The 23297-nt window shown below is 66.8% G+C and carries 24 protein-coding genes; 21 read left to right on the forward strand and 3 right to left on the reverse strand.

The annotated features are described in order from the left end of the window. Window positions 1–114 precede the first annotated feature (114 nt). Complete coding sequence (locus QSJ95_RS12120) at window positions 115–741, forward strand: trimeric intracellular cation channel family protein (protein ID WP_009620693.1); 627 nt, start codon at window positions 115–117, stop codon at window positions 739–741. Between the two features lie 4 nt (window positions 742–745). On the opposite strand, the gene QSJ95_RS12125 is transcribed toward QSJ95_RS12120, so the two are convergent. Next, on the reverse strand, window positions 746–1300 hold the full coding sequence (locus tag QSJ95_RS12125) for a hypothetical protein (protein WP_285642603.1): 555 nt from the start codon (window positions 1298–1300) through the stop codon (window positions 746–748). A gap of 125 nt (window positions 1301–1425) precedes the next feature. Between QSJ95_RS12125 and QSJ95_RS12130 the strand changes: the two genes are divergently transcribed. The 7 genes from QSJ95_RS12130 to QSJ95_RS12160 all read left to right on the forward strand — a co-directional run bounded on the left by QSJ95_RS12130 (window position 1426) and on the right by QSJ95_RS12160 (window position 8540). Next, window positions 1426–1911: an LEA/WHy family protein gene (locus QSJ95_RS12130; protein WP_009620697.1), complete on the forward strand. Its 486-nt coding sequence runs from the start codon at window positions 1426–1428 to the stop codon at window positions 1909–1911. A 7-nt stretch (window positions 1912–1918) separates the two neighbouring features. Beyond that, on the forward strand, window positions 1919–2110 hold the full coding sequence (locus tag QSJ95_RS12135; RefSeq protein ID WP_009620699.1) for an SEC-C metal-binding domain-containing protein: 192 nt from the start codon (window positions 1919–1921) through the stop codon (window positions 2108–2110). Window positions 2111–2566: 456 nt separating this feature from the next. After that, window positions 2567–5110 carry a penicillin acylase family protein gene (locus QSJ95_RS12140; protein ID WP_285642606.1) on the forward strand — a complete coding sequence of 848 codons (2544 nt, stop codon included), beginning with the start codon at window positions 2567–2569 and terminating at the stop codon, window positions 5108–5110. A gap of 325 nt (window positions 5111–5435) precedes the next feature. Beyond that, on the forward strand, window positions 5436–6215 hold the full coding sequence (locus QSJ95_RS12145) for an ABC transporter substrate-binding protein (protein WP_009620702.1): 780 nt from the start codon (window positions 5436–5438) through the stop codon (window positions 6213–6215). 84 nt (window positions 6216–6299) lie between these two features. Next, window positions 6300–7025 carry an ABC transporter permease gene (locus tag QSJ95_RS12150; protein WP_058488719.1) on the forward strand — a complete coding sequence of 242 codons (726 nt, stop codon included), beginning with the start codon at window positions 6300–6302 and terminating at the stop codon, window positions 7023–7025. After that, entirely contained in the window at window positions 7022–7735 is a 714-nt protein-coding gene (locus QSJ95_RS12155) for an ABC transporter permease (protein ID WP_064582200.1), read from the forward strand. The genes QSJ95_RS12150 and QSJ95_RS12155 overlap by 4 nt, the downstream gene beginning before the upstream one ends. 40 nt (window positions 7736–7775) lie before the next feature. Next, window positions 7776–8540: an ABC transporter ATP-binding protein gene (locus QSJ95_RS12160; protein WP_009620708.1), complete on the forward strand. Its 765-nt coding sequence runs from the start codon at window positions 7776–7778 to the stop codon at window positions 8538–8540. A 782-nt stretch (window positions 8541–9322) separates the two neighbouring features. Here QSJ95_RS12160 and dcd read toward each other — a convergent pair. After that, window positions 9323–9889, reverse strand: coding sequence for a dCTP deaminase (dcd, locus tag QSJ95_RS12165; protein ID WP_009620709.1), 567 nt, complete (start codon window positions 9887–9889; stop codon window positions 9323–9325). 331 nt (window positions 9890–10220) lie between these two features. On the opposite strand from dcd, the gene QSJ95_RS12170 reads away from it, so the two are divergent. Both QSJ95_RS12170 and QSJ95_RS12175 read left to right on the forward strand, forming a co-directional pair. Next, window positions 10221–10799: a tetratricopeptide repeat protein gene (locus tag QSJ95_RS12170; protein WP_285642607.1), complete on the forward strand. Its 579-nt coding sequence runs from the start codon at window positions 10221–10223 to the stop codon at window positions 10797–10799. A gap of 80 nt (window positions 10800–10879) precedes the next feature. Then, a complete protein-coding gene (locus QSJ95_RS12175) occupies window positions 10880–11716 on the forward strand; it encodes a hypothetical protein (RefSeq protein ID WP_043315805.1) in 837 nt (278 codons plus the stop codon). A gap of 60 nt (window positions 11717–11776) precedes the next feature. Here QSJ95_RS12175 and apbC read toward each other — a convergent pair whose 3' ends face one another. Continuing rightward, window positions 11777–12871, reverse strand: coding sequence for an iron-sulfur cluster carrier protein ApbC (apbC, locus tag QSJ95_RS12180; protein WP_058488715.1), 1095 nt, complete (start codon window positions 12869–12871; stop codon window positions 11777–11779). Between the two features lie 298 nt (window positions 12872–13169). On the opposite strand from apbC, the gene metG reads away from it, so the two are divergent. The 11 genes from metG to QSJ95_RS12235 all read left to right on the forward strand — a co-directional run bounded on the left by metG (window position 13170) and on the right by QSJ95_RS12235 (window position 22663). Then, on the forward strand, window positions 13170–15203 hold the full coding sequence (metG, locus tag QSJ95_RS12185) for a methionine--tRNA ligase (protein WP_285642611.1): 2034 nt from the start codon (window positions 13170–13172) through the stop codon (window positions 15201–15203). A gap of 108 nt (window positions 15204–15311) precedes the next feature. Continuing rightward, a complete protein-coding gene (locus QSJ95_RS12190; protein ID WP_285642612.1) occupies window positions 15312–15557 on the forward strand; it encodes a type II toxin-antitoxin system CcdA family antitoxin in 246 nt (81 codons plus the stop codon). After that, window positions 15557–15868, forward strand: coding sequence for a CcdB family protein (locus QSJ95_RS12195; protein WP_058488713.1), 312 nt, complete (start codon window positions 15557–15559; stop codon window positions 15866–15868). Before QSJ95_RS12190 ends, QSJ95_RS12195 begins: the two co-directional genes overlap by 1 nt. 43 nt (window positions 15869–15911) lie before the next feature. After that, window positions 15912–16496, forward strand: a complete 585-nt coding sequence (gene rsxA / locus QSJ95_RS12200) for an electron transport complex subunit RsxA (RefSeq protein WP_043315811.1) — start codon at window positions 15912–15914, stop codon at window positions 16494–16496. Continuing rightward, complete coding sequence (gene rsxB / locus QSJ95_RS12205) at window positions 16493–17059, forward strand: electron transport complex subunit RsxB (RefSeq protein WP_058488711.1); 567 nt, start codon at window positions 16493–16495, stop codon at window positions 17057–17059. The genes rsxA and rsxB overlap by 4 nt, the downstream gene beginning before the upstream one ends. Continuing rightward, complete coding sequence (rsxC, locus tag QSJ95_RS12210) at window positions 17056–19353, forward strand: electron transport complex subunit RsxC (RefSeq protein ID WP_285642615.1); 2298 nt, start codon at window positions 17056–17058, stop codon at window positions 19351–19353. Before rsxB ends, rsxC begins: the two co-directional genes overlap by 4 nt. Before the next feature lie 3 nt (window positions 19354–19356). Beyond that, on the forward strand, window positions 19357–20394 hold the full coding sequence (locus QSJ95_RS12215; protein WP_285642617.1) for an RnfABCDGE type electron transport complex subunit D: 1038 nt from the start codon (window positions 19357–19359) through the stop codon (window positions 20392–20394). 1 nt (window position 20395) lies between these two features. Next, on the forward strand, window positions 20396–21040 hold the full coding sequence (rsxG, locus tag QSJ95_RS12220; protein ID WP_043315824.1) for an electron transport complex subunit RsxG: 645 nt from the start codon (window positions 20396–20398) through the stop codon (window positions 21038–21040). Then, window positions 21033–21740 (forward strand): electron transport complex subunit E, encoded by a 708-nt coding sequence (locus tag QSJ95_RS12225; protein WP_058488708.1) that lies wholly within the window; start codon window positions 21033–21035, stop codon window positions 21738–21740. The genes rsxG and QSJ95_RS12225 overlap by 8 nt, the downstream gene beginning before the upstream one ends. Next, window positions 21737–22375 (forward strand): endonuclease III, encoded by a 639-nt coding sequence (gene nth, locus QSJ95_RS12230; protein WP_058070527.1) that lies wholly within the window; start codon window positions 21737–21739, stop codon window positions 22373–22375. The genes QSJ95_RS12225 and nth overlap by 4 nt, the downstream gene beginning before the upstream one ends. 108 nt (window positions 22376–22483) lie before the next feature. Further along, window positions 22484–22663 carry a PA3496 family putative envelope integrity protein gene (locus QSJ95_RS12235; protein ID WP_009620730.1) on the forward strand — a complete coding sequence of 60 codons (180 nt, stop codon included), beginning with the start codon at window positions 22484–22486 and terminating at the stop codon, window positions 22661–22663. Window positions 22664–23297 lie beyond the last annotated feature (634 nt).

Consider the following 23297-nt stretch of genomic DNA (forward strand, 5'->3'; position numbering starts at 1 on the left):
TCCGGCGGGCGTGGATAGCAAAGGATTCATTGCCACCCAAAAGGGACACCTCATGCACCCATTGGGTGCATCGGGCCCATCGGCTAGAATGCGCGCTTTTCCGCGGGCCCCGCCATGCTGCTGACCACCCTCTACATCATCGCCATCATCGCCGAGGCCATGACCGGCGCGCTTTCGGCCGGGCGCCGCAGCATGGACCTGTTCGGCGTGGTGCTGGTGGCCTGCGTCACCGCCCTGGGCGGCGGCTCGATGCGCGACATGCTGCTGGGGCACTACCCGCTGACCTGGGTGCGCCACCCGGAATACCTGGCGCTCACCGCCGGCGCCGCGCTGGTCACGGTGTTCATCGCGCCGCTGATGCGCCACCTGCGCTCGCTGTTCCTGGTGCTCGACGCCATCGGCCTGGTGGCCTTCACCCTGATCGGCTGCCAGGTCGGCCTGGAGATGGGCCACAGCCTGCTGATCGCCGCGGTCAGCGGGGTGATCACCGGGGTATTCGGCGGCATCCTGCGCGACATCTTCTGCAACGACGTGCCGCTGATCTTCCGCCGCGAGCTGTACGCCAGCGTGTCCTTCGCCAGCGCCTGGTGCTACCTGATCTGCATCCAGCTGGAGCTGCCCAACGAGCAGGCCATGCTGATCACCCTGTTCGCCGGCTTCCTGTTCCGCCTGCTGGCGATCCGTTTCCACTGGGAAATGCCCAAGTTCGTCTACAAGGACGATCCCCAGCAGAACGGCTGAGCGCTCAGTCGGCCAGCTTCAGATGGCTGGTGTCGGGCGCCGGCGCGGCGGGGTCCGCCTTTGCCTGGCCCATGTCGCTGCCCACCGGCGCCAGGCTGAACTGGCTGAGATCGACCTGCGGCGCACGCGGCTCGGCCTTGTCGTCCTGCAGGTCGGCGCCCACCGGGGCCAGGCCGAAGTCCGGCGCGTCCACCTCGGCGAAGGCCGCCATGTACTCGTCGCGCGGGGCCACCTTCAGCCGTCCCGGCGTAGCCGCGGCCGGTGCCGGTGCCGGGGTAGGAGCGGGTTCGGCGGCGGGCGGCGGGGCCAGTTCGATCTCCTCCACCGCGGGGGCCATGTCCACCACCTCGACGCGCGCGCCGGCCCGTTCCAGAGCGGCTCGGTACTTGTCGGCGGCGGTGGCGTCGAGGTTATTCTTCAGCACCAGGCGGCGGCCGGAAAACAGCAGGGCGATGCGTTGCGCATCGGCCTGGAACAGCTTGGCCAGGTTGGCCTTCACCGCTTCCGGATCGGCGCCTGGAAGCGTCTGACCGGAAAAGACGATTTCGTAACGGCTCATCCATCACACTCCTGTGTTCTCCCGTCTGCCGACGGGCGGCCCAGTATGGGACAACTTCTTTTAACGCAACAACAACTTGCGGCCAAGCAGCCGCTTGGTACACTGGGACGTCTTGGGGGATTGAAATGAATTATCAGGCGCAAACGATAAGAATTATCAGCCTAGTCTGGATTTTCGCGCTCCTCTCCGGTTGCAGCTGGATGACCGGTAGCTTCGAAAGCCCCGACGTGAAGCTGATGAAAGTGGACGTGGTGAAAGCCCGCCTGCTAGAGCAACAGTTCACACTGCACTTCCGTATCGACAACCCGAACGACTTCAGCCTGCCGGTGCGCGGCCTGGCCTACAAGGTCAAGCTGAACGACGTCGACCTGGCCGAAGGCGAATCCAGCGTCTGGTTCACCGTGCCCGCCAATGGCCGGCAGTTCTTCGAGGTGCCGGTGCAGACCAACCTCTGGCGGCACATGAAGTACATCGTCAAGCTGCTGGAAGACCCGGACAAGCCGATCCGCTACAGCCTCGAAGGCGACGTGAAGACCGGCCTGCTGTTCGGCCGCACCGTGCATATCGCGCGCAATGGCGAGATAATCCCCGGCGATTTCATCCCGGAGTGAGGCACCCATGAGCCAGGAACCCCATGTACATGGTCCCGACTGCAACCACGACCATGATCATGACCATCACCACCACGTGCACGGCCCGCACTGCAACCACAGCCACGAGCCGGTGCGTAACCCGCTGAAGGACGTTGGCCGCAACGATCCGTGCCCTTGCGGCAGCGGCGCCAAGTTCAAGAAGTGCCACGGCGCCTGAGGCGGGTGGGCTAGGTGAGAACGCCGTTTCTTCCGTGAGGGGAAACGGCGTTTTCGTTTCCGGCGGGCACAAAAGCCCCCTGTAGGAGCAATCCGCTCCCACGAGGGAAATGCCATGCCTCCCCGGTGATCGTAGTGCCGACTGCGCCAAGGCGCTCTTCGTAGGATGGGTTGAGCCTCGGCGAAACCCATGCGGTCGTGGTGATGGGTATCGCTTCGCTCAACACCATCCTACGAGGCCTTGTGTGCCGGTGGGGTAGGAGCGGACTCCGTCCGCGATTGGACTCGCCGGCCACGCCGGACACCCCGGCGGCACGAACACCCATCGCGAACATCCCCGCGCCCCCCTCCCGAACCACCCACACCCCGCGAATTCCCTGCCCCCGCGGCTTGCGCGAAGGTGCGCGGCTCTCTAACGTAGCGGCTTTCCGCAAGCCCTGTGCAGGAGCACACTTCCATGGCCTCGCGAGCCTTCCGCCCGCTTCCCCGACTCGGCCTCGCCGCCACCCTCAGCGCAGCCGTCAGCCTGACTGGCTGTCAGACTTGGCTGAACGACCGCTACGCCGATAGCCTGCCGCCGACTTCCGGCGTGCAGCCGCTCAAGGGCCTGGCCGAAAGCGTGTCGGTGCGCCGCAATGCCCTGGGCATGCCGCTGATCGAGACCAGCACCTTCCACGACGCGCTCTTCGCCATGGGCTACGTACATGCCAGCGACCGCATCGGCCAGATGGTCGGCCTGCGCCTGATGGCCCAGGGGCGGCTGTCGGAGATGGTCGGCCCGGGCGCCCTGGAGATCGACCGCTTCATGCGCACGGTCAACCTCAGGCAGGCCGCCAATGCCCTCTACGCCGGCTCCTCGCCGCGCCTGAAGCGCTTCTTCGAAACCTACGCGCGCGGCGTCAATGCCTACCTGTTCCGCTACCGCGACAAGCTGCCGATGGACATCGCCGAGTCCGGCTACCGCCCGGAATACTGGAAACCCGAGGATTCGGCGCTGGTCTTCGCCCTGCTCAACTTCGGCCTGGCGGTGAACCTGCAGGAGGAACTGGACTCGCTGGTGCTCGCGCAGAAGGTCGGCGCCGGGAAGCTCGCCTGGCTCACGCCCATCTACCCCGACGAGGAACTGCCCTTCGCCGAGGCCGACAAGCTCAAGGGCCTGAACCTCGCCGGACAGATTCCCGGCCTGGCCGAGGTCGGTGGCGCCGCCGAGGCCGTGGCCGGGCTGCAGATGCTCGGCGTGGCCGCCTCCAACAACTGGGCCATCGCCCCGCAGCGCAGCCGCAGCGGCAAGAGCCTGCTGGCCAACGACACCCACCTGCCGCTGTCGATGCCGTCGATCTGGAACTTCATGCAGATCCGCTCGCCGAAGTACAGCGCCGCGGGCGTCACCATCGCCGGCGTACCCGGCGTGGTGGCCGGCTTCAACGGCAAGCTGGCCTGGGGCATGACCATGGTCATGGGCGACAACCAGGACGTCTTCCTCGAACAGCTGCGGCGCCAGGGCGGCAAGCTCTACTACCTGGCCGACGGCCAGTGGAAGCCGGCCAGCGAGCGCGTCGAGACCTTCTTCATCAAGGGCCAGCGCCCGGTGCGCGAGACCGTCTACGAAACCCGCCACGGCCCGCTGCTCAACAGCGCCCTGCTGGGTGCGAAGAAGAACGACCTGCAACCGCTGCCGCTGTCCAGCGGCTACGGCCTGGCCTACCAGAGCATCCAGGCGGTGTCGGACAAGAGCCTGGACGCCTTCTTCGACCTGTCCCGGGCCAAGAGCGTCGAGCAGGCCTTCGACGCCACCCGCGAAATACGCGCCATGCCGCTGAACATCGTGTTCGCCGACGAGAAGCACATCGGCTGGCAGGTCACCGGGCGCTTCCCCAACCGCAAGGACGGCCGCGGCCTACTGCCCTCCCCCGGCTGGGACGGGCGCTACGACTGGGACGGCTATGCCGACCCGATCCTCCACCCCTCCGACCAGGACCCGCAGCAGGGCTGGCTGGGCACTGCCAACAACCGCACCGTGCAGCCCGGCTACGGCGCGCAGCTGTCCAGTTCCTGGTACTACCCCGAACGCGCCGAGCGCATCGCCCAGCTGGCCAACGCCAGCAACCGCCACGACGCGCGCAGCATGATCGCCATGCAGTACGACCAGACCACGCCCTTCGCCGCCAAGCTGCAGGGCATGCTCGACGCGCCCGGCATGGCCGCGCCGCTGAAGCAGGCGATCCAGGCCCTGCCCGAGGGCCAGCGCGAGCGCGCCCGCGAGGCCCTGGACCGGCTGATGGCCTTCGACGGCAAGCTCTCCGCCAGCTCCGCCGACGCCGCCCTCTACGAGGCCTTCCTGCAGGAAAGCGCCAAGCAGATCTTCCTCGACGAACTCGGCCCGGAAGACAGCCCGGCCTGGAAGGCCTTCGTGCAGAACGCCGACCTCTCCTACTCGGCCCAGGCCGACCACCTGCTGGGCCGCGACGACAGCCCGTTCTGGGACGACGTGAAAACGCCGCAGAAGGAAGACAAGCCGGCCATCCTCGCGCGCAGCCTGGCCGCCGCCACCGCCTTCTGCGAACAGAAGCTGGGCAGCGACCGCCATGCCTGGCAGTGGGGCAAGCTGCACACATACAACTGGGTCAGCGACAGCACCAAGATGGCGCCCTACCTGGACGCCGGACAGCGCGCCGGCCTGGGCGCCATCAAGAGCTACCTGGACCGCGGCCCCTACCCGGCCGGCGGCGACCACAGCACGCTGAACGTTTCTGCCTACAACTGGGGCCAGGACTTCGACACCTGGCTGATCCCGGCCATGCGCATCGTCGTCGACTTCGGCCAGAGCGAGCCCATGCTTGGCGTCAACAGCAGCGGCCAGTCCGGCAACCCGGCCAGCCCGCACTACGCCGACGGCATCGACGCCTGGCTGAAGGGCGACTACATGAGCTTCCCGTTCCAGAGCCAGAACCTCGACCGCGTCTACGGCAGCAAGCGCCTGACCCTCGTCCCGCAGAAATGAGCGCGCGGCGCGGAACTTCCGCCGCGCCGGCGGGTCGGATTTGTCGACTTACTCCATGATCATCTTCAAGGCACCCTCGGGTGCCTTTTTTTTTGCTGCCCACGCCATAATCGGCGCACCAGGCTGTTACCGAAAACCCCGCCTCCTCGCCCCGTCATGGGGCATCCCTTCCCCGACCGGCTGCTATACCTGTCGTAGGAACGCGCCTGTCGTCCGTCTCCTACCGCCGAGGCCCGTGGTTGCGCCTCTGGTTCGAAACTTGCTGTCACATTGATGTTATGCCTTTGGTTCCACTGCTTGAATCAACCACCAAGGATTCCAACCGATGAAAAAAGCATGGCTGACCCTCTCCGCCCTGGTGCTGCTGGCTGGCGCCGGAGCTTTGCAGGCCAAGGAATGGAAAGAAATCCGCTTCGCCACCGACCCGTCCTACGCGCCCTTCGAATCCAAGGCGCCTGACGGCAGCCTGGTCGGCTTCGACATCGACCTGGGCAACGCCATCTGCGAGCACCTGAAGGTCAAGTGCGTGTGGATGGCCAACGACTTCGACGGCATGATCCCGGGCCTGAAGGCTCGCAAGTTCGATGGCGTGATCTCCTCGATGACCGTCACCGAGGCGCGCCAGAAGGAAATCGACTTCAGCGACAAGCTGTTCACCAGCCCCACCGCGATGATCAGCAAGAAGGGCTCGGGCCTGGAGGCCACCGCCGCATCGCTCAAGGGCAAGACCGTCGGCGTCGAGCAGGGCACCATCCAGGAAACCTTCGCCAAGGCCAAGCTGGAGCCGGCCGGGGTCAACGTGAAGAGCTACCAGAACCAGGACCAGGTCTACGCCGACCTGGTGTCCGGGCGCCTGGACGTCTCGCTGCAGGACATGCTGCAGGCCGAGCAGGGCTTCCTCACCACCGACCAGGGCAAGGGCTTCGAGATCAGCAAGCCGGTGCATGACCCGCTGATGCCGGCCGACATCGCCATCGGCATCAAGAAGGGCAACAACGAACTGCGCGAGATGATCAACAAAGGCATCAAGGCGATCCACGCCGACGGCACCTACGACAAGCTGCAGAAGAAATACTTCGGCGACATCGACATCTACAACGACTGACCCGCGCCACCGCGCCCGGCAGCCTTGGCGGCTGCCGGGCGCGGTCTATTCTGCTGATAACGCCGCACAAGGAGTTGCCTGCGCATGCTCCAGGACTTCTTCCGTACCCTGGCCGAGACCATGAGCCTCAAGGGTTACGGCTCCATCCTCCTCGACGGCACCTGGATGACCGTAAAGCTGTCGATCTGCTCGCTGCTGCTGTCGGTGACCCTCGGCCTGCTGGGCGCCAGCGCCAAGCTGTCCGGCTCCAGGCTGCTGCGCTTCCCCGCCACCTGCTACACCACGCTGATCCGCGGGGTGCCCGACCTGGTGCTGATGCTGCTGATCTTCTACAGCCTGCAGACCTGGCTGGCGGACCTGACCGACTACATGGACTGGGACTACATCGAGATCGACCCCTTCAGCGCCGGCATCATCACCCTCGGCTTCATCTACGGCGCCTACTTCACCGAGACCTTCCGCGGCGCCATCCTCGCCGTGCCGCGCGGCCAGTTGGAGGCGGCCAGCGCCTACGGCCTGACGCGCCTGCAGCGCTTCCGCTTCGTGCTCTTCCCGCAGATGATGCGCTTCGCCCTGCCGGGGGTGGGCAACAACTGGATGGTGCTGATCAAGTCCACCGCGCTGGTCTCCATCATCGGCCTCTCCGACGTGGTGCGCGCCGCCCAGGACGCCGGCAAGAGCAGCTACCGCCTGCTGTTCTTCCTGCTGGTGGCCGGGGCCATCTACCTGCTCTTCACCACTGTCTCCAACATAGTGCTCAACGCCCTTGAGCGCCGCTACGCCATCGGCGTGCGCGAGGCCCTGCGATGATCGAGTTGCTGCAGCAGTACGGCAAGGCCTTCCTCTGGACCGACGGCTACCACATCACCGGCCTGGCCATGACGCTCTGGCTGCTGACGGTGTCCATCGCCTTCGGCTTCACCTTCGCCATTCCCCTGTCCATCGCCCGCGTCTCGCGCAACCCGCTGCTGCGCTGGCCGGTGCAGTTCTACACCTACGTGTTCCGCGGCACGCCGCTCTACATCCAGCTGCTGGTCTGCTACACCGGCATCTACAGCGTGGCGGCGGTGCGCGAGCAGCCGATCCTCGACGCCTTCTTCCGCAACGGCCTGAACTGCACGCTGCTGGCCTTCGCCCTGAACACCTGCGCCTACACCACCGAGATATTCGCCGGGGCCATCCGCAACATCGCCCACGGCGAGGTCGAGGCGGCCCGCGCCTACGGCCTGAGCGGCTGGCGCCTGTACCGCTACGTGATCATGCCCTCGGCGCTGCGCCGCGCGCTGCCCTACTACAGCAACGAGGTGATCCTCATGCTGCACTCCACTACCGTGGCCTTCACCGCCACGGTGCCGGACATCATGAAGATCGCCCGCGACGCCAACGCCGCCACCTTCCTCTCCTTCCAGTCCTTCGGCATAGCCGCGGCGCTGTACCTGGTGACCTCCTTCACCCTGGTCGGCCTGTTCCGCCTCGCCGAACGCCGCTGGCTGGCCTTCCTCGGCCCCAGCCATGGCTGAACCCATCCCGGCCGCGCGGCGGTCGTAATCTGAGGACTCCATGACCACACTGAAGATCGAAGGCCTGTACAAGCGCTACGGCGACAACGAGGTGCTCAAGGGCGTGTCCCTGGAGACCCGCACCGGCGACGTGGTGAGCATGATCGGCGCCAGCGGCTCGGGAAAGAGCACCTTCCTGCGCTGCATCAACTTCCTCGAACAGCCCGACGAAGGCCGCATGAGCCTGGACGGCGAGGAAATCCGCATGGTCGCCAGCCCCGGCGGCATGCGCGTGGCCGACGCGGCGCAGTTGCAGCGCATCCGCACGCGCCTGGCCATGGTGTTCCAGCACTTCAACCTGTGGAGCCACATGACGGTGTTGGAGAACGTCACCCTGGCCCCGCGCCGCGTCCTGGGCGTCGAGCGCAAGGAAGCCGAGGAACGCGCGCGCAGCTACCTGGCCAAGGTCGGCCTGCCGACCCAGGTGGAGGACAAGTACCCGGCCTTCCTCTCCGGCGGCCAGCAGCAACGCGTGGCCATCGCCCGCGCGCTGGCGATGGAGCCGGAGATCATGCTGTTCGACGAACCCACCTCGGCGCTGGACCCGGAACTGGTGGGCGAGGTGCTCAAGGTGATCAAGGCCCTGGCCGAGGAAGGCCGAACCATGATCCTGGTGACCCACGAAATGGCCTTCGCCCGCGAGGTCTCCAGCCAGGTGCTGTTCCTCCACCAGGGCCGCGTCGAGGAACAGGGGCCGCCGCAGGAGGTGCTGGGCCAGCCGAAGAGCGAGCGGTTGCGGCAGTTTCTCAGTGGGAATCTGAAGTAGGGGTGGTGCCAGGCTCGGCGCTGGCGTGCCATCGGAATCCGTTCCCCTCACCCCAGCTCTCTCCCGGAGGGAGAGGGGGCTTGTCCTGAGCGGGCTGAAGGTCAGGAGTCAGCCGGCAACTCGCTGTCCCGCAGGGAGCTACGTAGCCCCGCTTCACGCCGAACGGTCCCCTCTCCCGCTTGCGGGGGAGGGTTAGGGAGGGGGAACGGGGCCAAGTCCCAGCGCCGGAGTGTCGTCGAAGTCCGTCCCCTCTCCCAGCCCTCTCCCTGAAGGGAGAGGGGGCTTGTCCTGAGCAGGTTGAAGGTCAGGAGTCAGCCGGCAACGCCATAGTCTCGCAGGGAGCGATGTAGCCCCGCTTCACACCGAACGGTCCCCTCTCCCGCTTGCGGGGGAGGGTTAGGGAGGGGGAACGGGGCCAAGCCCAGCGCCGGCGTATCGTCGAAGTCCGTCACCCTCACCCCAGCCCTCTCCCAGAGGGAGAGGGGGCCTGTCCTGAGCAGGCTGAAGGTCAGGAGTCAGCCGGCAACTCGCTGTCCCGCAGGGAGCTACGTAGCCCCGCTTCACACCGAACGGTCCCCTCTCCCGCTTGCGGGGGAGGGTTAGGGAGGGGGAACGGGGCCAAGTCCCAGCGCCGGAGTGTCGTCGAAGTCCGTCCCCTCTCCCCAGCCCTCTCCCTGAAGGGAGAGGGGGCTTGTCCTGAGCAGGCTGAAGGTCAAGAGTCAGCCGGCAACAAAAAACCGGGCCAAAGCCCGGTTTCTCGCGTTCGCCTCAAGCCTCAAGCCTCAAGCCTTGGGCAGCGTCACCCCAGTCTGCCCCTGGTACTTGCCCCCACGGTCCTTGTACGACACCTCGCAGGCCTCGTCCGACTGCAGGAACAGCATCTGCGCCACGCCCTCGTGGGCGTAGATCTTCGCCGGCAGGTTGGTGGTGTTGGAGAACTCCAGGGTCACGTGGCCTTCCCACTCCGGCTCCAGCGGGGTGACGTTGACGATGATGCCGCAGCGCGCGTAGGTGCTCTTGCCCAGGCAGATGGTCAGCACGTCGCGGGGGATGCGGAAGTACTCCACGGTGCGCGCCAGGGCGAAGGAGTTCGGCGGGATGATGCAGACGTCGCTGTTGATGTCGACGAAGCTCTTCTCGTCGAAGTTCTTCGGGTCCACTACCGCTGAGTGGATGTTGGTGAACACCTTGAACTCGGCCGCGCAGCGCACATCGTAGCCGTAGCTGGAGACGCCGTAGGAGATAACCCGGCTGTCGTCGGCGCCGCGCACCTGGCGCTCGACGAAGGGCTCGATCATCCCGTGCTCCAAGGCCATGCGGCGAATCCACTTGTCCGATTTGATGCTCATGGCGGGCGTCCCGTAGCTGCTGAAAAAGAAACGCGAATCTTACCGGCAGCGCCCGTCGGCAGCAAAGGCTGCATGACCAACGTCGAGAGCGCGTTGCGCACAGGCCCGCCGAAGACCTTCCAGCAATGCACGAATGCAGGCCACGAGAGTAGCGGGCCAACGCGTATTTCAGATATTGCCGAGATACTTCCGAATTTTTAAGAAAAATCTCACAAGACTCAAAAGAAACCTCACCTGCACCTTGAACCGGACGTGAAAGATACTTTGTCCCCTGCCCCGCCATAAGTTGCCTACAGCGGAAATCACAATAAACGCCCCGCAGGGAACTCCCATGAATCCAAAGATTCCCCTCCTGCTGTTTCCCTTGTTGCTGATTGCGTGCACGACAAACGACCCGAAACCGGTTTGCGATGAACAAGGCTGTGGAGCACAACAGCCCCCAGCGTCATCTTCAGCTGCCGGCAATAACCCCACGGATACCGACGCGGACCGAGCCTCGAGCGCGCTCCTGTCCCTCGCCGCCAGCGACCCGCGCGCGGCCTACGACCTGGGGCTGCGCTATTTCCGCGGGGATGGCGTGGCCCAGGACAGCTACCAGGCGCTGCAGTGGATGCGCAGCGCCGCGGAGCGCGGGGACCTGGAGGCGCAGAAGGCCCTCGGCGGCCTCTACCTGGGCGGCCTCGAGGAAATGGGCGCGGACCCGCAGGAAGCCGAGAAATGGCTGGCGATGGCCGCGGGCCGAGGCGACCAGGAGTCGATGCAACTCCTGGCCCAGGCCCGCGCCGCCAAAAACTCCGAAGCTGCCTATTTCAAGTGGAAGACCGATTGGCGGGAAATGACCCTGCGCTATTGGTACTCGGCCTATCCCTATCGCAGTTATTGGCGGGATGACAACTGGCACTGGCGCTAGCTGGAAGTCACAAGTCGAAAGTTTCCGCAACGGCAACTGGCAGAAGAACAAACACCCCCCAACACCAAACGGCAAACAACATGAAATCAAAATCGAAGAGCATTGTTAAATACATGCTGGGCGCGGTCATTGCCGGCACATTGAATGGATGCGCGGCACTGGGCGGGGGGTTGCTCTCGCCGGGGGGACAGCATGCCGGGGTTTCCGGCGCGGCGGCCGGCGGCAACAGCAACGGCGCGCAGCAATCGCTGCAGCGCTGCGACAGGCCACTGGGCACCATCGCCGTGGACGACGGGCGCGAGGCCGACTGGTACGGCCCCTTCGGCAGCGCCACCCAGATGACCTCCATCGAACCCCTGCTGCGCCTGGCGGTACAGCAATCGAACTGCTTCGTCATCACCTCGATCGGCAACCAGCGATCCGACGCCCGCCTCTCGCGCATCACCGAGATACAGCGGCTATCCGGCGAATACCGCGCCGGTTCTAAACAGCACAAGGGCCAGCGGGTCGCCGCCGACTATTACCTGGAACCGCAGATCATCATCAACGACTCCGCCATCGGCGGCCTGGCCGGAACCCTCGGCGGCCTGATCGGCAACGCCGCCATCGGCCAACTCGCCGGCGCGCTGCAAACCAAGGCCTCGGTGGTCACGCTCTCGCTGTTCGACATTCGCTCCTCGGTGCAGATCGCCGCAGCCGAAGGCAACTCGACCGCGACCAACTACGGAGCCGCGCTGGCCGGCTTCGGCGGTGGCGTCGGCGGGGGGCTGGGCGGCTTTTCCCGCACGCCCGAAGGCAAGGCCACGGTGGTCGCCTTCATCGATGCCTGGAACAAGATGGTCGTATCCCTGCAGGACTACAAGGCCCAGAACGTCGAGGGCGGGCTGGGCCGTGGCGGCAAGCTGAAGGTCAACTGAGGCCACCGCGGCCACGGCGTCCGGCAAATGACGAGCGCGGCCGCCAGGCCGCGCCCTTGATCAGTCCTCGCTGATGGAGATGCTCGGCATCGCCGGCGCGTCCTTCTCGCTCAGGGCGATGCGCGCGCCCACGCAGCGGGCCATTTCCTGGTAGATCATCGCCAGTTGGCTTTCCGGGTCGGCGATCACCGTCGGCTTGCCGCCGTCGGCCTGCATGCGGATGGCCATGGACAGCGGCAGCGAAGCCAGCAGTTCCACGCCGTACTGCGCCGCCAGCTTCTCGCCGCCGCCCTCGCCGAACAGGTGCTCGGCGTGGCCGCAGTTGGAGCAGATGTGCACCGCCATGTTCTCCACCACGCCCAGCACCGGGATGTTGACCTTGCGAAACATTTCCACGCCCTTCTTCGCATCGAGCAGGGCCAGGTCCTGCGGGGTGGTGACGATCACCGCGCCGGCCACCGGGACCTTCTGCGCCAGGGTCAGCTGGATGTCGCCGGTGCCCGGCGGCATGTCGATCACCAGGTAGTCCAGGTCGTTCCAGGCGGTCTGGGTGATCAGTTGCAGCAGCGCGCCGGAAACCATCGGCCCGCGCCACACCACCGGGGTGTTGTCGTCGGTGAGGAAGGCCATGGACATGACTTCCACGCCATGGGCCTCCAGCGGCACGAACCACTTCTGCTCGCGCACCTTCGGCCGGGTGCCCTCGGGAATGCCGAACATGATGCCCTGGCTGGGGCCGTAGATGTCGGCGTCGAGGATGCCCACCTTGGCCCCTTCGCGGGCCAGCGCCAGGGCCAGGTTGGCGGCGGTGGTGGACTTGCCCACGCCGCCCTTGCCGGAGGCCACGGCGATGATGTTCTTCACGTTGCTCATGCCCGGCACCTGGGCCTGAGCCTTGTGCGCGGCGATCTTCACGTCCACCTTCACCTGGGCCGAGTCCACCCCGTCGAGGGCTTCCAGGGCCATCTGCACGGTCTGCGCCAGGCCATTCCTGAACAGGCCGCAGGCGTAGCCCAGCTCCAGGCCCAGGGCGATGCGCCCGCCCTGGATGTCGAGGTCGCGCAGGTAGCCGGCGTCGAGCAGGTTCTGGCCGGTATGCGGGTCGGTGATCTGGCGGAGGACGGCCTCCACCGTGGCGCGGGTGACGACGCTCATGGGTTCTCCCGAAAAAAGGCTGAGCACGGTAGGCGGGAATATTAACAGCAGCGGCAGGCTATAGGTTGCAGGCTTCGGGCTTCGGGCTTCGGGCTTCAGGCTTCAGGCTTCAGGCTTCAGGCTTCAGGCTTCAGGCTTCAGGCTTCAGGCTTCAGGCTTCAGGCTTCAGGCTTCAGGCTTCAGGCTTCGGGCTTCAAGCACCGATCGCTCTTCGCTCCTACCTGTAGCCTATAGCCTGCTGCCTGCAGCCTGTTATAGTTACCGACTTCCCTCGTTTTGCCCCAATGGCCTGAGCATCATGTCCGAAAACCGCCAGATCCTCGTCACCAGCGCCCTGCCCTACGCCAACGGCTCCATTCACCTGGGCCACATGCTGGAATACATCCAGACCGACATCTGGGTGCGTTTCCAGAAGATGCGTGGCAACCAGGCGGTGTACGTCTGCGCGGACGATGCCCACGGCTCGGCCATCATGCTGCGCGCCGAGCGCGAAGGCATCACCTCGGAACAGCTGATCGACGCCGTGCGCGCCGAGCACATGACCGACTTCGCCGACTTCCTGGTGGACTTCGACAACTACTACTCGACCCACTCGCAAGAGAACCGCGAGCTGTCCTCGGCCATCTACCTGAAGCTGCGCGACGCCGGGCACATCGCCACGCGCCCGGTGACCCAGTACTTCGACCCGGAAAAGCAGATGTTCCTGGCCGACCGCTTCATCAAGGGCACCTGCCCGAAGTGCGGCACCGCCGACCAGTACGGCGACAACTGCGAAGCCTGCGGCGCCACCTACTCGCCCACCGAGCTGAAGGACCCGAAGTCGGCCATCTCCGGCGCCACCCCGGTGCTCAAGGAGTCGCTGCACTACTTCTTCAAGCTCCCGGACTTCGACGCCATGCTCAAGCAGTGGACGCGCAGCGGCGCGCTGCAGGAGTCGGTGGCCAACAAGATCGCCGAATGGCTGGACGCCGGCCTGCAGGAATGGGACATCTCCCGTGACGCGCCCTACTTCGGCTTCGAGATCCCCGAGGCCCCGGGCAAGTACTTCTACGTCTGGCTGGACGCGCCCATCGGCTACATGGCCAGCTTCAAGAACCTCTGCGCGCGCTGCCCGGAGCTGGACTTCGACGCCTACTGGAACAAGGATTCCAAGGCCGAGCTGTACCACTTCATCGGCAAGGACATCGTCAACTTCCACGCGCTGTTCTGGCCGGCCATGCTCGAAGGCGCCGGCTACCGCAAGCCCACCGCGCTGAACGTGCACGGCTACCTGACCGTCAACGGCCAGAAGATGTCCAAGTCCCGCGGCACCTTCGTCAAGGCGCGCACCTACCTGGACCACCTGGACCCGGAATACCTGCGCTACTACTACGCCTCCAAGCTCGGCCGCGGCGTCGACGACCTCGACCTGAACCTCGAGGACTTCGTGCAGAAGGTCAACTCCGACCTGGTCGGCAAGGTGGTCAACATCGCCAGCCGCTGCGCCGGCTTCATCCACAAGGGCAACGCCGGCGTGCTGGTGGACGCCGACCCGGCGCCGGAACTGGTCGCAGCCTTCAAGGCCGCCGCGCCGAGCATCGCCGCCGCCTACGAAGCCCGCGACTTCGGCCGCGCCATGCGCGAAATCATGGCCCTGGCCGACCAGGCCAACGCCTGGATCGCCGACAAGGCGCCCTGGGCGCTGAACAAGCAGGAAGGCAAGCAGGCCGAGGTCCAGGCCATCTGCGCCCTGGGCGTGAACCTGTTCCGCCAGCTGGTGATCTTCCTCAAGCCGGTGCTGCCGAAGCTGGCCGAGGCCGCCGAAGCCTTCCTCAACGTCGCCCCGCTGAAGTGGAGCGACCACGAGCAGCTGCTGGCCAACCACCAGTTGAACCCGTTCAACCCGCTGATGACCCGTATCGAGCCCGCGAAAATCGAAGCCATGATCGAAGCCTCCAAGGAAGACCTCGCCGCCGCCAACAAACCCGCTGGCAACGGCGAACTGGTGAAGGACCCGCTGGCCGCGGAAATCAACTTCGACGCCTTCGCCGCCGTCGACCTGCGCATCGCGCTGATCGAGAAGTGCGAGTTCGTCGAGGGCGCCGACAAGCTGCTGCGCCTGTCCCTGGACATCGGCGACGAGAAGCGCAACGTGTTCTCCGGCATCAAGAGCGCCTACCCGGACCCGAGCAAGCTCGAAGGCCGCCTGACCCTGTACGTGGCCAACCTGGCCCCGCGCAAGATGAAGTTCGGCGTCTCCGAAGGCATGGTCCTGGCCGCCGGCCCCGGCGGCGAGGAAATCTACCTGCTCAGCCCGGACAGCGGCGCCAAGCCGGGCCAGCGCGTGAAGTAAGCGGCACGCGCCGAACGCGACGCCGGCCCCGGGGCCGGCGTCGTCGTTTCTGCCTTGCCCGGGCAAGACCATGCGCATAACCTATGCGCATCCGTCTCGGAGGTTCCCATGCACACGACCTACGATCCCCAAGCCCCGAAGAAAGCCACCAACCTCAGCCTGAACAGCGACCTGCTCAAGCAGGCCCGCGAGCTGGACGTGAACCTCTCGGCGGTGCTGGAGGAAGCGCTGGCCGACGTGGTGCGCGAACGCCTGTGGCAACGCTGGCTGGAACAGAACCGCCAGGCCATCGACGCCTACAATCAGCATGTGGACGGCGCCGGCGTGTTCGCCGACGACCTGCGGAGCTTCTGATGCCGCAGTTCGACCTGTACCGCAACCCCAGCCCGCGCAGCCGCGAGGACATCCCGCTGCTGCTGGACGTGCAGAGCGACCTGCTCGCCTCGCTGAACACCCGCGTGGTGATCCCGCTCAGCCGCGGCAAGGGCCTGGCCGGCATCGACCGGCTGATGCCCGAGGTGACGGTGGAGGGCGAGAAACTGCTGCTGCTCACCCCGCAGATGGCCGGCGTGGCGCGCCGCGAGCTGGGCGAGCCGGTGGGCAGCCTGGCGCACCTGCGGCTGGACATCATCGCCGCCATCGACCTGCTGATCACGGGAATCTGAGCATGCCCAAGCTCCGCCACCGCCCGGCCCGAGGCGCCCGGCCATGACCGAACTCGCCCTGATCCTGGTCAGCGCCATCCTGGTCAACAACTTCGTGCTGGTGCAGTTCCTCGGCCTGTGCCCGTTCATGGGCGTGTCGCGCAAGATCGAGACGGCCATCGGCCTGGCCCTGGCCACCACCTTCGTGCTGACCCTGGCCTCGATCTGCAGCTACATCCTGCAGCGCTACGTGCTGCGCCCGCTGGACCTGGAGTACCTGCGCACCATCGGCTTCATCCTGGTGATCGCCGTGGTGGTGCAGTTCACCGAACTGCTGGTGAAGAAGAGCAGCCCGCTGCTGTACCGCGTGCTGGGCATCTTCCTGCCGCTGATCACCACCAACTGCATCGTCCTCGGCGTGGCCCTGCTCAACGCCAACAAGCCCGAGTATGGCTTCCTGCAGTCCAGCGTCCAGGGCTTCGGCGCCGGGCTGGGCTTCTCCCTGGTGCTGGTGCTGTTCGCCGCCCTACGCGAGCGCATCGCCATCGCCGACGTGCCCAAGCCGTTCCAGGGCGCGGCCATCGGCATGATCACCGCAGGGCTGATGTCCCTGGCGTTCATGGGCTTCACCGGGCTGATCAAGCTATGACTGCCGTGCTGCTCGCGGTCAGTGTGCTGCTGGCCCTGTGCCTGGCCAGCGGCGCCCTGCTCGGCTACGCGGCGGTGCGCTACCGCGTCGAGGGCGACCCGGTGGCCGAACAGGTCAACGCCCTGCTGCCGCAGACCCAGTGCGGGCAATGCGGCTATGCCGGCTGCAAGCCCTACGCCGAGGCCATCGCCCAGGGCGACGCGATCAACAAGTGCCCGCCCGGCGGCAGCGCCACCATCGCCGCCCTGGCCGACCTGCTCGACGTCGAGGCGCCGCCCCTGGACGCGCCGGCGGAAACCCCGCCGCGCGTGGCCTTCATCCGCGAGGCCGAGTGCATCGGCTGCACCAAGTGCATCCAGGCCTGCCCGGTGGACGCCATCGTCGGCGCCGCGCGGCAGATGCACACGGTGATCGCCGCCGAATGCACCGGCTGCGACCTGTGCGTCGAGCCCTGCCCGGTGGATTGCATCGACATGCTCGACCTGGAAGTCGGCGTGCGCGACTGGAAATGGCCGCTGCCCGATGCCCGGCTGATCGCCAGCGACCGGGAGCAGGCCGCATGAACGCCAAGGCCTGGGACTTCCCCGGCGGCCTGCATCTGCCGACCAACAAGGCGCAATCCACCGCCGGCCCCATCGTCCGGGCGCCACTGCCCAGCCGGCTGATCCTGCCGCTGCAGCAACACACCGGCGCGCCGGCCCTGCCCTGCATGGACGTCGGCGAGCGCGTGCTCAAGGGCCAGATGATCGCCAGCCCCGGCAGCGCCATCAGCGCCGCCGTGCATGCGCCGACCTCCGGCACGGTGGTGGCCATCGGCGAGCAACCTTATCCACACCCTTCCGGCCTGCTGGCCGAAGCCATCGTCATCGACGCCGACGGGCTGGACGAATGGGCGCCCTTGCAGCCCTGCCCCGACTACCGCCAGGAAAGCCCCGCCGCCCTGCTGGAGCGCATCCGCCAGGCCGGCATCGCCGGGCTCGGCGGCGCCGGCTTCCCCACCGCCGCCAAGCTGGCCGCCCGCGCCGCCGAAGACCTGCACACCCTGGTGATCAACGGCGCCGAGTGCGAGCCCTACATCAGCGCCGACGACATGCTGATGCGCGAACGCGCGGCCGAACTGGTGGAAGGCATCGAGATTCTCATGCACCTGCTGCAGCCGCAGCAGGTGCTGCTCGGCATCGAGGACGACAAGCCCCAGGCCATCGAGGCCCTGCGCCAGGCCATCGGCGAGCGCGCCATCGAACTGCGGGTGGTCCCCACCAAGTACCCCTCCGGCGGCGAACGCCAACTGATCCAGCTGCTCAGCGGCCGCGAGGTGCCCAGCGGCGGCCTGCCGGCGGACATCGGCATGGTCTGCGTCAACGTCGGCACCGCCGTGGCGCTGCGCGATGCGCTGGTCCTCGGCCGCCCGCTGATCTCGCGCATCACCACCCTGACCGGCGCCGCCCTGGCGCGGCCGATGAACGTCGAGGCGCTGCTCGGCACGCCGGTCGGCGAACTGCTGGAATTCGCCGGGCTGAATCGCGGCCGGCTCGGCCGCCTGGTCATGGGCGGCCCGCTGATGGGCATCACCCTCGGCGACCTGCAGGCCCCGCTGATCAAAACCGCCAACTGTCTGCTGGCCGCGACCGCCGAGGAACTGCCGGCGCCGCCGCCGGCGCTGCCGTGCATCCGCTGCGGCGACTGCGCCCAGGCCTGCCCGGCCAGCCTGCTGCCGCAGCAGCTGTACTTCTTCGCCCAGGGCGACGACCACGAGCAGTTGCAGGCCTACAACCTGTTCGACTGCATCGAGTGCGGCGCCTGCGCCTACGTCTGCCCCTCCAGCATCCCGCTGGTGCAGTACTACCGCGCGGCCAAGGCGGACATCCGCGAACTGCAGCTGAAACAGCAGAAGGCCGAACACTCGCGCCTGCGCTTCGAGCACCGCCAGGAACGCCTGCGCCGCGAGGAGCAACGCAAGGCCGAGGAACGCCAGGCCCGCCTGGAACGCGCCGCCCGCGCCCGCGAAGCCCAGGCTGCCGCGCCAGTGGCGGAAGCACCGCAGTCGGTCATCGAACGGGTGAAGGCGGAGAAGGCCGTGGGCAACGCCGGCGCCGACCTCAAGCGGCTGAAGATCGAAGCCAGCATGGCCCGCGTCGCCCTGCAGAAGGCCGAGAAGCAACTGGCCGCCCACGACACCGAGCAACTGCGCGCCCAGGTCGAGACGCTGCGCCAGGCCGCCGAGCAGGCCCGCCAGGCCCTGGAAGCCGCCGAAGCCGAACCAGCCCCCGCCGCTCCCAAACCAGCGATCGGCGACGAAGCGGTCCTGAAGAAGGCGAAGATCGACGCCGCCATGGCCCGCGCCCAATTGAAGAAGTCCGAGAAAGCCTTTGGCGAAGCGCCAGACGAACAGCAGCAGGCCACCCTCGCCCAGCTGCGCGAAGCCGCCGAACGGGCCGAGCGTCACCTGGCGCAATTGCAGACAGCGCCCGAAGCCAAGGCGGAACCCGCCGGCGACGGCATGGCGAACCTGAAGAAGGCCAAGATCGCCCTGGTCACCCGCCGCGCCGAGCTGAGGAAAGCCGAGCAGGACGGTGCCGGCGATGCCGAACTGGCCCTGCTGCGCGAAGCCCTGGTCGAGGCCGAGCGCCAGCTGCACGCCGCCGAGGACGCCAGCGGCAAGCCGGCGCCGAACCTGCAACGCATCGACAAGCGCCCGGTGGACGCCGCCACCCGCGCCCTCAAGACCGAACTGGCCTACGCCCGCGCCGATCTCAAGAAGCTCGAACGCGAAGGCGCCGACCCAGCCCGCCTAACTGCCGCGCGCGAGCGCCTGGCGGCGGCGGAAAACGCGCTGGCCGCGCGCGATACGGAGTGACCCATGGCCCTGCCGCGTTTTTCCTCGCCCCACGCCACCGGCGCCAACCGCACGCAGAAGGTCATGCTGCAGGTGCTAGCCGCGCTGGCCCCGGGCGCCCTGGCGCTGATCGCCCTGTACGGCGTCGGCCCGCTGTTCAACCTGCTCTGGTGCAGCGCCGTGGCCCTGGGCACCGAAGCGCTGATGCTGCACCTGCGCAAGCGCCCGCTGGCGGTGTTCCTCAAGGACGGCAGCGCGCTGGTCACCGCCGTGCTCCTGGCCCTGGCCCTGCCGCCCTACGCGCCCTGGTGGCTGAGCCTGCTGGCTACCGCCTTCGCCCTGGTGTTCGGCAAGCACCTGTACGGCGGCCTCGGGCAGAACCCGTTCAACCCGGCGATGCTCGGCTACGTGGTGGTGCTGGTGTCCTTCCCCCTGGAAATGACGCGCTGGCCCAGCCCCGACGCCGGCCTCGGCCTGGTCGACAGCCTGTCGCGCATCCTCGGCCTGGGCGCGCCGCCGCCGGACGCCTGGGCCGGCGCCACCGCCCTGGACGTGCTGAAGAACAACCACAGCCTGACCATCGACGAGCTGGTGACGCAGAGTACGGCTTTCGGCCATGTCGGCGGGCGCGGCGTGGAGCTGGTCAACCTGGCCTTCCTCGCCGGCGGCCTGTTCCTGCTCTGGCGCAAGCTGTTCACCTGGCATGCGCCGCTGGGCATGCTCGGCGGCCTGTTCGTCATGAGCCTGCTGTTCTGGAACGGCTCGGGCTCGGACTCCCACGGCTCGCCGCTGTTCCACCTGTTCAGCGGGGCGGCCATGCTCGGCGCGTTCTTCATCGTCACCGACCCGGTTTCCGGCGCCACCAGCAACCGCGGGCGCCTGGTGTTCGGCCTCGGCGTGGGCATCGTCACCTACGTGATCCGCGCCTGGGGCGGCTACCCCGACGGCGTGGCCTTCGCCGTGCTGCTGATGAACCTGGCGGCGCCGACCATCGACTACTACACCCGCCCGCGCACCTACGGGCACAAGAAGCCCAAGCGCGGCTTCAAGCTGGGGGAATGAGATGGCCGACAGCCGCCGTTCCATGCTGAAGAACGCCCTGCTGCTGGGGGCCTTCGCGGTGCTCTGCGTCGGCCTGGTGGCGGTGGTCCACCAGTTCACCCAGGCACGCATCGAGCAGGCCCAGCGCGAGGCGCGCGGGCGCCTGCTGCTGGAACTGCTGCCGCCGGGCAGCTACGACAACCACCCGCTGGACGCCCCCGTCGAAGTCTTCGAGCCCAAGCTGCTGGGCAAGCCGCAGCCGGCCCAGGCCTTCGTCGCCCGCCTGCAGGGCCGCGCCACCGGCGTCATACTCCCGGCCACCGCGCCGGACGGCTACAGCGGCGCCATCGAGCTGCTGGTGGGGGTCAGCGCCGAAGGCCGCCTGCTCGGCGTGCGCGTGGTGGCGCACAAGGAAACCCCGGGCCTGGGCGACAAGATCGAGCCGGGCAAGAGCGACTGGCTGCACGGCTTCGACGGCCGCTCCCTGGCCGACCCGGACGAGGCCGGCTGGAAGGTGAAGAAGGACGGCGGCCGGTTCGACCAGTTCGCCGGCGCCACCGTCACCCCGCGCGCCGTGGTCAAGGCCACGCACAAGGCGCTGCAGTATTTCGATGCGCACAAGGCCGCGCTGCTCGCGCCGGCGGCCGGAGGCGAACAACATGAATAGCTACCGCGAAATCGCCCGCCAGGGCCTGTGGCGGAACAACCCCGGGCTGGTCCAGCTGCTGGGCCTGTGCCCGCTGCTGGGCACCAGCAACTCCATGGTCAACGCCCTCGGCCTGGGCCTGGCGACCATCTTCGTGCTGGCCTGCTCCAACGCCGCCATCTCCGCGACGCGCCGCTGGGTCGGCGAGGCGGTGCGGCTGCCGGTGTTCGTGCTGATCATCGCCGCGCTGACCACCTGCATCGAACTGCTGATGCAGGCCTGGACCTACGAGCTGTACCAGATCCTCGGCATCTTCATCCCGCTGATCACCACCAACTGCGTGATCCTCGGCCGCGCCGAGGCCTTCGCCGCGCGCAACGGCGTCGCCCGCGCGGCCTTCGACGGCCTGATGACCGGCGCCGGCTTCGCCCTGGTGCTGCTGGTACTGGGCACCTTGCGCGAACTCATCGGCCACGGCACCCTGCTGGCCGATATGAACCTGCTGTTCGGCCCGGCCGCCGCCGGCTGGAAGCTGCAGATAGCCGATTACCAGGGCTTCCTGCTCGCCGTGCTGCCGCCCGGCGCCTTCCTCCTGCTGGGCCTGCTGATAGCCCTGAAGAACCGTATCGATGAAAGCCTGGCGGAACGCGCCAAGGCGCAGGTGGGCAACGTACCCGCCGCAGAGCGCCAGCGCGTCCGCGTGACCGGAGTGATCGAATGAATGCCGCCAAGCGCGCGGAGATTTTCCGCCGACTGCGAGAAGACAACCCCGACCCCAAGACCGAGCTGGCCTACGACTCGCCCTTCGAGCTGCTCATCGCGGTGATCCTCTCCGCCCAGGCCACCGACGTCGGGGTGAACAAGGCCACGGCCAAACTCTACCCGGTGGCCAACACCCCGGAAGCCATCTACGCCCTGGGCGTGGACGGGCTGTCGGAATACATCAAGACCATCGGTCTGTACAACAGCAAGGCGAAGAACGTCATCGAGACCTGCCGCATCCTCATCGAGAAGCACGGCAGCCGGGTGCCGGAGAACCGCGAGGACCTGGAGGCCCTGCCCGGCGTCGGGCGCAAGACCGCCAACGTGGTGCTCAACACCGCCTTCCGCCAGTTGGCCATGGCGGTGGACACGCACATCTTCCGCGTCGCCAACCGCACCAACATCGCGCCGGGGAAGAACGTCCTGGAAGTGGAGCGCAAGCTGCTCAAGTTCGTGCCCAGGGAATACCTGCTGGACGCCCACCACTGGCTGATCCTGCATGGCCGCTACGTCTGCAAGGCGCGCAAGCCGCAGTGCGGCAGCTGCCGCATCGAGGACCTGTGCGAGTACAAGCACAAGACTTCCGACGATTGAGTGCTATCGTCAAAAGCATCGCTGCTCATTGAAAAAATCTTTTTTACCGCCCCGAGCTTTGTCGCTATAAGGGGCGCCAAGCACACCCCGCACGTTGGAGTGATCGTTATGGCCGATAAAGAAGATCTCGAGCTCGAAGACGAAGTGAGCACCGACGATGCCGACGACAGCGTCGAAGCCGTCGTCGAAGTCGCCAAGACCAACCTCACCAAGCGCCGCATCATCGACAACTACCTCGAAGAGCGCCGCCTGCAGCGCCAGCTGTCGGACTACGATTTCGATCTCTGAGCCTTGCCCCGCATGAAAAAGCCCCGCACTTGGCGGGGCTTCGTCTTTCCGGCGCGGCCATGGCGCCTGATCCCGGCTCCGCTCCCTCGCCCCAGCCCTCTGGCTGTTCGTGCCTCCGGGGCGTGCGGCGTGGCCGGTGAATCCGATCGCGGACAAAGTCCGCTCCTACGTCCGTGCCTCCCTGAACCTTAGGCTTACGCCGAGGGGCTCTTCGTAGGATGGGTTGAGCTTGCGATACCCATGCTGCCGTGGTGATGGGTATCGCTTCGCTCAACGCCATCCTACGAAAAGCCGTGCTTCCTGGAACCGTAGGAGCGGACGCCGTCCGCGATTCGGCGGATAACGCCGTAGCCGTGGCGATGGGTATCGCTTCGCTCAACCCATCCTACGGGACTACGCTTTCGGCCGCATGAAAAAGCCCCGCACTTGGCGCAATGCTGTTCACTTGAGAAATGATGCCGTTTCTCTGCCTGGGGGAAACGGTATTTTTCATTTGGGGTTATGGCTTGGCTCGCGAAGCTTGCCCCACTCCGGCCTTAAGCTCGTCATTGCCGCGAACAATACTTGCGCTGGCCCGAAGGGGAATAACCCAGTTGCCTTGGCTTGGGTGTTTCTGCGCCGCACCGAGTCTGCC

The sequence above is a fragment of the Pseudomonas sp. NBRC 100443 genome, from assembly GCF_030268185.1.
GTDB classification, from domain to species: Bacteria; Pseudomonadota; Gammaproteobacteria; order Pseudomonadales; family Pseudomonadaceae; genus Pseudomonas; species Pseudomonas citronellolis.

Excerpts from the sequence above, each read along its gene's own strand:
- QSJ95_RS12135 (WP_009620699.1), top strand. The coding sequence starts at position 1,919 with ATGAGCCAGGAACCCCATGTACATGGTCCCGACTGCAACCACGACCAT.
- QSJ95_RS12145 (WP_009620702.1), top strand. The coding sequence starts at position 5,436 with ATGAAAAAAGCATGGCTGACCCTCTCCGCCCTGGTGCTGCTGGCTGGC.
- QSJ95_RS12160 (WP_009620708.1), top strand. The coding sequence starts at position 7,776 with ATGACCACACTGAAGATCGAAGGCCTGTACAAGCGCTACGGCGACAAC.
- QSJ95_RS12140 (WP_285642606.1), top strand. The coding sequence starts at position 2,567 with ATGGCCTCGCGAGCCTTCCGCCCGCTTCCCCGACTCGGCCTCGCCGCC.
- dcd (WP_009620709.1), bottom strand. The coding sequence starts at position 9,889 with ATGAGCATCAAATCGGACAAGTGGATTCGCCGCATGGCCTTGGAGCAC.
- metG (WP_285642611.1), top strand. The coding sequence starts at position 13,170 with ATGTCCGAAAACCGCCAGATCCTCGTCACCAGCGCCCTGCCCTACGCC.
- QSJ95_RS12215 (WP_285642617.1), top strand. The coding sequence starts at position 19,357 with ATGGCCCTGCCGCGTTTTTCCTCGCCCCACGCCACCGGCGCCAACCGC.
- rsxB (WP_058488711.1), top strand. The coding sequence starts at position 16,493 with ATGACTGCCGTGCTGCTCGCGGTCAGTGTGCTGCTGGCCCTGTGCCTG.
- apbC (WP_058488715.1), bottom strand. The coding sequence starts at position 12,871 with ATGAGCGTCGTCACCCGCGCCACGGTGGAGGCCGTCCTCCGCCAGATC.
- nth (WP_058070527.1), top strand. The coding sequence starts at position 21,737 with ATGAATGCCGCCAAGCGCGCGGAGATTTTCCGCCGACTGCGAGAAGAC.
- QSJ95_RS12170 (WP_285642607.1), top strand. The coding sequence starts at position 10,221 with ATGAATCCAAAGATTCCCCTCCTGCTGTTTCCCTTGTTGCTGATTGCG.
- QSJ95_RS12195 (WP_058488713.1), top strand. The coding sequence starts at position 15,557 with ATGCCGCAGTTCGACCTGTACCGCAACCCCAGCCCGCGCAGCCGCGAG.
- rsxA (WP_043315811.1), top strand. The coding sequence starts at position 15,912 with ATGACCGAACTCGCCCTGATCCTGGTCAGCGCCATCCTGGTCAACAAC.
- QSJ95_RS12125 (WP_285642603.1), bottom strand. The coding sequence starts at position 1,300 with ATGAGCCGTTACGAAATCGTCTTTTCCGGTCAGACGCTTCCAGGCGCC.
- QSJ95_RS12190 (WP_285642612.1), top strand. The coding sequence starts at position 15,312 with ATGCACACGACCTACGATCCCCAAGCCCCGAAGAAAGCCACCAACCTC.
- QSJ95_RS12155 (WP_064582200.1), top strand. The coding sequence starts at position 7,022 with ATGATCGAGTTGCTGCAGCAGTACGGCAAGGCCTTCCTCTGGACCGAC.
- QSJ95_RS12150 (WP_058488719.1), top strand. The coding sequence starts at position 6,300 with ATGCTCCAGGACTTCTTCCGTACCCTGGCCGAGACCATGAGCCTCAAG.
- rsxC (WP_285642615.1), top strand. The coding sequence starts at position 17,056 with ATGAACGCCAAGGCCTGGGACTTCCCCGGCGGCCTGCATCTGCCGACC.
- QSJ95_RS12175 (WP_043315805.1), top strand. The coding sequence starts at position 10,880 with ATGAAATCAAAATCGAAGAGCATTGTTAAATACATGCTGGGCGCGGTC.
- QSJ95_RS12235 (WP_009620730.1), top strand. The coding sequence starts at position 22,484 with ATGGCCGATAAAGAAGATCTCGAGCTCGAAGACGAAGTGAGCACCGAC.
- rsxG (WP_043315824.1), top strand. The coding sequence starts at position 20,396 with ATGGCCGACAGCCGCCGTTCCATGCTGAAGAACGCCCTGCTGCTGGGG.
- QSJ95_RS12120 (WP_009620693.1), top strand. The coding sequence starts at position 115 with ATGCTGCTGACCACCCTCTACATCATCGCCATCATCGCCGAGGCCATG.
- QSJ95_RS12130 (WP_009620697.1), top strand. The coding sequence starts at position 1,426 with ATGAATTATCAGGCGCAAACGATAAGAATTATCAGCCTAGTCTGGATT.
- QSJ95_RS12225 (WP_058488708.1), top strand. The coding sequence starts at position 21,033 with ATGAATAGCTACCGCGAAATCGCCCGCCAGGGCCTGTGGCGGAACAAC.